Source organism: Paraburkholderia sp. BR14320 (assembly GCF_040948665.1).
GTDB lineage: Bacteria > Pseudomonadota > Gammaproteobacteria > Burkholderiales > Burkholderiaceae > Paraburkholderia > Paraburkholderia youngii.
Window position 1 is genome coordinate 1 of record NZ_JBFPKG010000097.1, and the last position, 9408, is coordinate 9408.

Here is a 9408-nt window from a genome sequence, read left to right on the forward strand (position 1 = left end):
TCCTGCTGCTGGTAGTGGTCCAGTCGCGTCGATGCGCGCGACTGGACCGTGGCGGACCGGATGCACGACAGTGCATGGAAACGTAATGCGGACGATACCTGCGCACATCGGGCGCGACACACGAAACGCGAAGCAACATGGATCTACGCGAAACGCCGGCATCATTCGCCGCCAGTTCGCTTGACCACTGCCGGCTTCGCGCCAACAGTGCCCCACAGCCCGTGGTCAGCCACTATGGTAAGCCGTACACATAGAAGCTGGGCAGCGATATCGGCCACCCCACAAGTGAGATCTGCAAGAGGGTCGTCGCGAAAGACATGAGCGAAGAAAAAACTGAAAAGCCCACCGTCAAACGGCTGCGCGACGCGCGCAAGGACGGCGAAACATCAAAGAGCGCCGATTTGGTCGACGCCGCGACAATGGCCGCTGTTGTCGGCGTGATTGCGTTTGCGGCGGCGAGCTTCAGTGGCGCGCTGCGAGCCATCGTCAGTACTGCGCTCCAATTCTCATCGGGCAGCCGCGGCTTGTCGGTCATGTTCGACGCTCTGTTTGAGCTCGGCAAGCAGGCGTTGACCGTGATCGCGCCGTGCGTGGGCGCGGCGACCCTTGCGGCAGTGGTCGCGCTGGTGTCGCAAGTCGGTTTTCAGGTCACGACCAAACCTGTCGTGCCCGATCTCAAGCACGTGAGTGCCGTCGACGGCGTGAAGCGGATTTTCTCTTGGCGCACGGTGATCGACCTCGTGAAGGCGGTGATCAAGGCGAGCGTTATCGGCGCGGTGATGGGGTTCACGATCAGCTCGATTTTGCCGCTGATCGTGGTTTCGCTGTATCAGTCGCCGGCCGGATTGTCGAAGGTCTTATGGTCGCTGCTAATCAAACTTTTTGCCGTCGCGGTGGTAGTGTTTATCGTGCTCGGCCTCGCCGACGTCAAGCTGCAACGCGTGCTGTTCCTGCGCAAACTGAAGATGTCGAAAGACGAAGTCAAGCGGGAACGCAAGCACATGGATGGCGCCCCGGAGATCAAGGCGGAACGCAAGAAACGGGCGCGCGAGTTCGCGACTTCGGCGGCACCCGCGCAGCGCGTGGGCCTCGCGAACGCGCTGATCGTCAACCCGACGCACTACGCGGTCGCCATCCGCTACGCGCCGTCAGAGCATCCGCTGCCGCTCGTGATCGCGCGCGGCATGGACGAGAGTGCGGCGCAATTGCGGGGCTTCGCGCGCGATGCGAATGTGCCAATCGTCGGCAATCCGTCGATCGCGCGCGCGCTCTACAAGGTCGGGATAGACGAGCCCATTCCGGAGAAACTATTCGAGACGGTCGCCGCGATACTGCGCTGGGTCGACGCAATCGGCCCACGGCGTATTGACGACCAAGCCGGCCAGCACAACTGCGCCAACCTCGGGAGCTGCCATGTTCAAGACACGTAAGCTACCCGCTGGCGGCGAAATCGGCATCGCGATGCTGGTGGTCGCTATCATTTCGCTGATGATCCTGCCGCTGCCGCCGTTTCTGATCGACGTCCTGCTCGCTGTCAACATCACGATCAGTGTGACCCTGCTCATGGTGACCATGTATGTGCCGAACGTGGTGTCGCTTTCCGTATTTCCGTCGCTGCTGCTTTTCACCACGTTGTACCGACTGTCACTCAATATTGCGTCGACCAAATCGATTCTGCTGCATGCGGATGCAGGCAACATCATCGAAAGTTTCGGCGAGCTGGTGGTGGGCGGCAACCTTGTGGTCGGCATGGTGGTATTCGTAATAATAACGACCGTGCAGTTCATTGTGATCGCGAAAGGCTCGGAGCGTGTGGCGGAAGTCGGCGCGCGTTTTACACTCGACGCGTTACCCGGTAAGCAGATGAGCATCGACGCAGATCTGCGCGCCCATCTGCTCACGCCCGAAGAGGCGCGCCGCAAACGCGCGACGCTTGCTGTGGAGAGCCAGTTGCACGGTGGCATGGATGGCGCGATGAAGTTCGTCAAGGGCGACGCGGTGGCCGGCCTCATCATCACACTGATCAACATCATCGCGGGCATTGCAGTTGGCGTTGCATATCACGAGATGACGGCAGGCGAAGCGGCGAACCGCTTTTCGGTTTTGTCAGTCGGTGACGCAATGGTCTCGCAAATTCCGTCGCTGCTGCTTTCTGTCGCCGCGGGCGTAATGATTACGCGTGTCTCCGACGAGAGCGACGCGCGGCCGCTGTCGCTCGGCGACGAAATCGGCCAGCAGCTTTCGGCCAGCGCCCGCGCACTCTACTTCGCGTGCCTGCTGTTGCTTGGCTTCGCTGCCGTGCCGGGCTTTCCGACCTGGCTTTTCGTCCTGTTCGCGGCGATCCTCGCCTCCTGCGGTTACGAGCTCGACAGGCGCAAGCCCGCCGGAACCACGAATGCGTGCGAAGCCGTCAACGCGATGCGGCGCGCCGGCTCGAAAGCAACGACGCCGCCAATTCTTACTCGCGCGCCGCAATTCACCTGCCCGCTCGGCGTGCGCATTTCGCCCGACCTCGTCGGGCGTCTGTCGACTACGGCGCTCGACCGTTCGTTCGAAACGGAGCGCGCGCGGCTGCAGGAATGTCTTGGCTTACCGTTTCCCGGCATCACCATTTGGACGAGCGACGACTTGCCCGCCTCGATCTGCGAATTGCTGATGCACGACGTGCCACATTGCCAGATTGAATTGCCCCTCGGAAAGGTTATGCTGCCGGAGGCGGCGCTCACCGGCATGCGCGGGCCGCTTTCCGCCGATGCCGAAACGCTCGCCGCACGTGCCGGCATTCGCGGAGCAGAAAAGCGTCGCGGGCTCGACGGTGGCCCGGGCCCCACATGGTGGATAGACGAAAAGAGCCTGTCGCCCAAAGCACCAGCATGGCGCGCCGAGCAGGTGATTGCGCATGCGTCGGTAGCGTTGATGCGCAAGCACGCGTCGCTCTTTCTCGGCATTCAGGAGGTGCAATGGATGCTTGATCAGCAGAACGCCGAATATCCGGGCCTAGTTGCCGAGGTGCAGAAGGTGCTGCCGCCGCAGCGCATCGCGGACGTGCTACGACGGCTGCTGGAAGAACAGATCCCGATCCGCAACGTGCGCAATATTCTGGAGAGCCTCGTCGTTTGGGGCGCGAAGGAAAAGGACATGTTGATGCTGACCGAATATGTGCGCGGCGATCTCGGTCCATTTCTCGCGCATCGCGCCGCAGGCGCCGGCCGGCAGTTGCCCGCAGTATTGTTCGATCTGCCCGTCGAGCAGCATATCCGCCAAGCGATCAAGCAGACGCCGACCGGCAACTTCCTTGCATTGCCGCCTGACGAAATGGGCTCTCTTATCGACCAGATCCAGTCTTGTGTTGGAGATACGCCGCGTGACAGTGTCGCGCTCGTCACCTCCATGGACATTCGCCGCTACGTGCGTCGCATGATCGAGGCGCGGCTAGACTGGCTCGCCGTCTACTCGTATCAGGAACTGGGCGAGCACGTCGAATTGCAGCCGCTCGGTCGCGTGACGATCTAGCCGCGCGCGCTTACGTCACATTCACGCTCATGACTCTCATCGAACCCCGGCCGCTCCACATCATTACATCCGACCCTGACCAACGTTCCGCCGCCTGTCCGCGGGCGTGGTGTCGCGATTGTGTGGTGCTTGTGCGACACACGCGCTCGCTAGGCAGTCCCGTCTCCTTCGAAGAAGCGGCGCCGGAAGCGCAAGCGGACCGTGCATCTCGAACCGCCCTGACTGAAGCCGCTGCGGCGGGCAAAGCCGAGTGCGCATCGGCAGCCGCACTCGGCGCGCACAAGACGCCGCTGCAGTGCCTGCCCGCCGCGACGATGCCCGCCGTCGACGCCCTTTTTCGCACGCAAGGCAAGTTTTTCGAACTTGCGCGCGACGTCGCAGCCTTCTGCGTCGACCCCGCGATTGGCGATGCCGGCAGTTGGGAAGTGCGGATTCCGCTCGACGCGCGCATTCTGCCGGACACAACGCTCCACCTCTCTCTTTCGCGTTTCTGGTTGTCACTTCGGTTTGACGCGCGGAGCATCGAAACGCGGCAGTTAATCTACGACCACAGTGCGATGCTTGAACGCGAAGTCGCTGCGCTGCTGGACGCGTGGGTCGCGCCACTCGACATCGAACTGACGGTGTCGTGAACTGGTCTGCGTCGTTGATCTCGGCCGACGCAGGCGGCACCTTGAGGTGAAGGGTACATGAGTTATTCGATTGACGAAATGCGTGGGCTGGATGTGGTCGCAGTCTGCGCCGCAACCGAGGCTGGGTCGGCTGCGCCCCCGCAGGCGGCGGACTGCTCGTGCGCCCCTGCAAAAGCTACATCCATCGGCGCGCTGTCCGTTCCCGCCGTGGCGCCGCTCGTGGCGCGCGTAGCACGGCTCGTCTGTCATGCCGGCACCGCGCAATGCATCGAGAGGGACACCACTATCGCCCAATGGCAAGCGACGCCCGAGGCCGCCGTCGAAGGCTCGTGGGCACGTTTTGCACAGCCGGGCGTACTCGATCTCGCGCATCCGTCAGGTGCCATCCGCGTGCTGTTCGATCTCGGTGCGTACCCCGCTCTGGACATAGCCGCGCTGCCCGGCGGTTCGCGGGCGCCACAGCCCGGAGACGCGGCGAGCGCGTTGCGCATCGCGGTCGCCGGCGTGCTGCTGGAACCGCTGCTCGAGCGGGTCGCGGCACTCGGCCTTGCCGAAGTGCATGTCACGCATCTCGCGCGGGACGTGACGACGCACGCGTCGAAGGAGCGCGATATGCTGGACGTGCGGGATGGTGCGGCATTCAGCATGAGTTTTGCGGTCAACGGAACCCGGCACAGCGCGTGCGTGCTACCAGCAGCGCCCGTGGTAGACGCCCTCGAAGCTTGGCACGCGGCGCGCACGGTCCGTCTTCCTGCCGACGCGCTCTCGCGGCGCGCCTCGTCGCAGATGCAAAGCGGCGCATGGCCGTTGGGCGACTGCAGGGTGCCGGGGCGCCTGATACTCGGCTCGCGGCGGCTGCCCGTCGACACGCTGCGCGCGCTTCAACCGGGCGCCGTCCTGCTGCGTTCGCTGCCGGGCCAGCTGCGCCCGCTGCTGCCGCAAAGTGGGGCGGCCCATGTCGTCGAGGCCTGTGCAATCCACGCCGCCGACGGCTCTGCCGCGGGTCCCGCCCCGGGCGCCACTGCGGCTTGGGGCTCTCCCGGCCTGATGCGCCTTCACGCGCCAGTCAACATCGAAGGCCGCAGGCTTTCACTCACGAAGGAGACCATCATGGCCGATGAGCTGGATCCCGTGCGCCCGGACGATCTACTCGCGTCAGATCAACATTCGAATCCGGTTGACATCGGCGCGCTCGATCTGCCTGTCCAGTTCGAAGTGGACACCGTCGCGCTGCCGCTCTCGGAATTGTATGCGCTGCGTCACGGCTATGTGCTCGAACTGCCGACGCCGGTTGCCGAAGCACAGATCAAGCTGGTCACGCATGGCCAGACTATCGGCTACGGCGAGCTCGTCACTGTAGGCGATCATCTCGGCATCCGCATCCTGCGCATGGCGCACGGCGATGGTCCAGTTCAGTGATATCACGGGACTGCTGATCGTCATTGTTGCGATCAGCCTTCTCCCTTTCGTTGCGATGGTCGTCACCTCGTACGCCAAAATGGTGGTCGTGCTCGGCCTGCTGCGCAACGCGCTCGGCGTGCAGCAGGTGCCGCCCAACATGGTCCTGAATGGTATAGCTATCTTGGTGTCGCTCTACGTCATGGCGCCGGTTGGCATGCAGGCCATGCAGTCGATGCAGGGGCAGCCGGTTGCCGGCCAGTCCACCCAGGCCCTCATCCAGTTCTTCAGCGCCGCGCGCGAACCGGTCCGCGCGTTTTTGCAGAAGCACACGAACGACCGTGAAAAACGCTTTTTCATCCGCTCGGCGAATGCGGTATGGCCGAAAGACGCCGCGTCCGGTCTGCAGGACAACGACTTCGTCGTGCTTGCGCCCGCCTTCGCGCTGACCGAGCTGACCGATGCTTTCAAGATCGGTTTCCTCCTCTATATCGCTTTTATTGTCATCGACTTGATTATCGCTAATGTGCTGATGGCGATGGGATTGAACCAGGTGACTCCGACCAATGTGGCCATTCCGTTCAAACTGTTGCTGTTCGTCGTGATGGACGGCTGGTCCACCCTGATTCACGGCCTTGTGATGACGTATCGCTAGGGCGGCCTTCCGCGCGAAAAAATCGGAGAAGTCGTCAATGGATACTGATACGCTCCTTCGCTTCACAACCCAGGGCTTGCTGCTCTGCCTGTATATCTCGCTGCCGATTGTGATCGTGGCCGCGCTCGTGGGGCTGGGCGTGTCGTTCCTGCAGGCTGTCACGTCGATGCAGGATCAGACGCTCTCGCACGGCGTGAAGCTGATTTCGGTGACCGTCGCGATAGTGGTCGCCGCGCCGTTTTCGGCAGCTGCGCTGCTGCAATTCGCGAACGAGATCATGCACACCGCGATGCGGCAATGACGCGCGTCAGCCACTCCCCCACCATTGTTGCCCCGGCCACGCAGGCGGACGCGTGTCGCGAACGTTGGCCGCAGACCGACGTCGCGCGCTTCGCGGTGCTGTATCGCGGCGCGATCCTGTTCAGCTATGCCCGCACGCAACATACGGACATACGCGGTTCGCTGCTCGCCCGCAAGCTCGCGGCGCTCAGCGCGAGGAGGCGCAATGCCGTGCGCCCCGCAGGCGTGAGGCGGTCCATTACCACTGCGAGCCGCCAGCCGAGCGAGCATGCGTCAGATTTCGGCAACACCGGTCGTGTCACGCGCGACGGCGACGGTGGCCGCCGCAGCGGTGGACAGCCGCGTGACGGACGCCACGGCGATGACGGCGCGCAGCCTCCTATGCGCGTAGGACAAAGGACAATCTCACGCCCCGCGTCTGGCACGCTACAGGAATTCGTCGCTGCACAACCGCCGTGCACGACTCTCGCCGATAAGCTGCCGCGCCTTTGGATTGGCGCGCTGCTTGCATTGCGCGACGAAGCCGCCGCGAACCCGCACGCGCCGCTCGATGCGCTGCTGCACGAGCGTTTCATCGATCTGCTGACCGTCCAGTTGCAAACAGGTGCGCCCGGCGATGCCACTATGCGCGCATGGCGGCAGCTCCTGACCGATGTCTCCGGATCGCGAGGCGCAGCTACCCGTAACGCGTCCCTGGAAGGCGAAGCGTCGGTGGAAAAAATCAGCCGCGCCGGGCGTTTGAATCTGCTGATGCCGCTGTTGCTGCTTGCCTATGGCCGGCCTTCGACACCGACCATGCACGAGCGCGCGATGAATGTGCGCATCATGCAGCGCGGCGCCGCACTTATGGCTGCCGAACGCGGTTGAGGCTTCGCGTTTTGTCCGGTTTCTGTCTGCCTTCCTCGCTTCGCGCTCCCTGTACCGACTTCGCGTTGTGTGCTGGAAAGTCGCCCGCGGTGGCTATAGTGAGGCTTGTAGCGAAGGCGTGCCGCGGCGCGCCGCATCCATTGTTCAATGGGTTTTTCCATGGCAAAGCTGCTACGTATCCTGACCGGCGTCCACGCCGGCGCGGAACTAGGTCTAAGCGTCGGCGTACACCGGATCGCCGCGAACGACGACGCCGACATCTGCATCTCCGACTGGCGCGGCGATGACGTGTCGCTCGTCGTCGATGCGGGTGGTGTGGTGAGCGCGCAGCGCGCGCCGTGGGGCGCGGCCGAGGGCCATGCGGCCGCGGAGGATGGGGGCAAGAAACGCAGCACCAACCATGGCGACGACGTCTCTCAGGGGGGCATCCATCCATCGCAAAGTGACAACGAGCCGGGCACTGTCATGCTGCTTGACTTCACGCCGATGCAGTTCGGCGAAACGGTCATTTGCATCGGCTCGGCCGACGCGCCGTGGCCCAGCGATCTTGAGTTGCTTTCCACGCTGCTCGTGAAGGCGGAGGAAACGCGGTGCGCAACCGAGCCCTTGCGCCGCCGCAGAACAACGGGCATTGTTTTCGCGTGCGCGATACTCGGCGCTGTGCTCGTAATAGGTTCTGTGATGCTGACGCCGGCCATCAGCGGTCCGGCGTTACCACATGATGCCAACGATCTCGCACAACGCCTGAACCTCGAACTGGCGGCGGCGCACATGGAGGAACTGCACGTGCGGGTACGTGGGTCGACGGTGACGCTAAGCGGCATGGTCTCAACCGCCGACGAAGACTCTCAAGTGCGGAAGATGCTGAAGCGGATTTCACCTGGCCGCATTGTCCAGCACTATGACATTGCGCAGAACGAGCTGAGCAAGATCGCGGATTCGCTCGCGATGCAGGGGATCAAGGTCGTCTACACTGGGCGCGGAATCTTCGAGGTCAGCGGCAAGGCCGGCAATCCGCGTGAGGTGGAATCGGCCGTTGCGCGAATGCGCCACGATCTCAGCGACAATGTGAAAGACGTGCGCGTGCGCGTCGCGCAAGCGGAAGACGCAGTGCCTCCGGCGCCCTCGTTCTCTTTCCTGATGGACTCCGATGGTGTGCGCTACGGACAGACGCCCAACGGCGTCAAGCATATCTATACAATACCGGAAGACGCCGCTTCGTCGGCAGCCGCAGATGGAAATGGTTATACCCGTACCAACAGCAACGCAGTCGGCAAACACGGCGCGGCAGGAAACGTCGACGAAGCACCTACCGTCGCCGCGCGCGACGTGATGCCGCTGCACGAGGACACTCCCACGACGCCGCCCTTGCCCGCGCCGCGTGCGGCCAACACCACCGCTTACCTACCGCTACCGAAGTGAGATCCCTTGATGTTGACATCGAACATCTACGCACCGCTTGAAGCGTGCGCCTCCGACTTCAACGATCTGCAGAAGACGCTCGCCGATTCCACTGGCCGACCGCGTCTTGCCGCGATACGCGAGGCGCTCGAGGCAACTGCGAAAAACGTGGGCGTTGCGCAGGGCGCAACCGAGTTCGATCGCAACGATCTCGCGAAACTCTATCGCGGCCTGCTCGCCGCCGCACGCATCGTCCAGCAGCTTTCGGACACGCGGGACGCGACTTGAGAGCGCGCTACCGGCGCGAGGCTCGGCCCCATGCGGCGGCTAGCTGTTCCATCGGGCTGCCTGCTTAACGCCCAAAAAGAGAGGTCCTATATCTATTGGTGGCGCAACGCGCTGAGACCAAAAGCTTGTCGGAATCCAGTGCAGGGGGCTTTCTGCGGGAGGCCGGCCACGCTGCAGATGCCGCTGGCGAGCGCCTTTCACAGCATGAAACTGGAGGGCAAATGCTGCGCGGCTTTGTTCAGCAGGGTCCTTGCGCGGCGACCGTGGGTCCGGTAGAAAGAGCCCAGTGATCTATCCGACAGGCGAGCTTTCATGCCTTATAAGTCAAGACTGAAAACGGGTGGGCCGCGCAAG

Annotated in this window: 10 protein-coding genes; 9 read left to right on the forward strand and 1 reads right to left on the reverse strand. The window is 63.2% G+C overall.

Translation table 11 applies throughout. The features are described 5' to 3' along the window. Positions 1 to 317: 317 nt before the first annotated feature. From sctU to sctS, 6 genes are all read left to right on the forward strand, one after another. Complete coding sequence (gene sctU, locus AB3X89_RS38000) at positions 318 to 1430, forward strand: type III secretion system export apparatus subunit SctU (RefSeq protein WP_368587777.1); 1113 nt, start codon at positions 318 to 320, stop codon at positions 1428 to 1430. Then, the gene (sctV, locus tag AB3X89_RS38005; protein WP_368587778.1) at positions 1414 to 3513 is read left to right on the forward strand and encodes a type III secretion system export apparatus subunit SctV; all 2100 of its coding nucleotides are present in this window, start codon (positions 1414 to 1416) and stop codon (positions 3511 to 3513) included. The genes sctU and sctV overlap by 17 nt, the downstream gene beginning before the upstream one ends. 125 nt (positions 3514 to 3638) lie before the next feature. Beyond that, complete coding sequence (sctP, locus tag AB3X89_RS38010) at positions 3639 to 4145, forward strand: type III secretion system protein SctP (protein WP_368587779.1); 507 nt, start codon at positions 3639 to 3641, stop codon at positions 4143 to 4145. Between the two features lie 207 nt (positions 4146 to 4352). Then, entirely contained in the window at positions 4353 to 5564 is a 1212-nt protein-coding gene (gene sctQ / locus AB3X89_RS38015) for a type III secretion system cytoplasmic ring protein SctQ (protein ID WP_368587780.1), read from the forward strand. Further along, positions 5548 to 6198, forward strand: coding sequence for a type III secretion system export apparatus subunit SctR (gene sctR, locus AB3X89_RS38020; protein WP_368587781.1), 651 nt, complete (start codon positions 5548 to 5550; stop codon positions 6196 to 6198). The genes sctQ and sctR overlap by 17 nt, the downstream gene beginning before the upstream one ends. 37 nt (positions 6199 to 6235) lie before the next feature. Next, positions 6236 to 6499, forward strand: a complete 264-nt coding sequence (gene sctS, locus AB3X89_RS38025) for a type III secretion system export apparatus subunit SctS (protein ID WP_368587782.1) — start codon at positions 6236 to 6238, stop codon at positions 6497 to 6499. A 272-nt stretch (positions 6500 to 6771) separates the two neighbouring features. On the opposite strand, the gene AB3X89_RS38030 is transcribed toward sctS, so the two are convergent. Next, a complete protein-coding gene (locus AB3X89_RS38030) occupies positions 6772 to 6894 on the reverse strand; it encodes a hypothetical protein (RefSeq protein ID WP_368587783.1) in 123 nt (40 codons plus the stop codon). A 114-nt stretch (positions 6895 to 7008) separates the two neighbouring features. Here AB3X89_RS38030 and AB3X89_RS38035 point away from each other — a divergent pair, with 114 nt between their 5' ends. The 3 genes from AB3X89_RS38035 to AB3X89_RS38045 all read left to right on the forward strand — a co-directional run bounded on the left by AB3X89_RS38035 (position 7009) and on the right by AB3X89_RS38045 (position 9054). Next, a complete protein-coding gene (locus AB3X89_RS38035; protein WP_368587784.1) occupies positions 7009 to 7365 on the forward strand; it encodes a hypothetical protein in 357 nt (118 codons plus the stop codon). 159 nt (positions 7366 to 7524) lie between these two features. Further along, a complete protein-coding gene (locus AB3X89_RS38040; protein WP_368587785.1) occupies positions 7525 to 8787 on the forward strand; it encodes a secretion protein in 1263 nt (420 codons plus the stop codon). A gap of 9 nt (positions 8788 to 8796) precedes the next feature. Continuing rightward, positions 8797 to 9054, forward strand: a complete 258-nt coding sequence (locus AB3X89_RS38045) for a type III secretion protein (protein ID WP_368587786.1) — start codon at positions 8797 to 8799, stop codon at positions 9052 to 9054. The last annotated feature ends 354 nt before the right edge of the window (positions 9055 to 9408 follow it).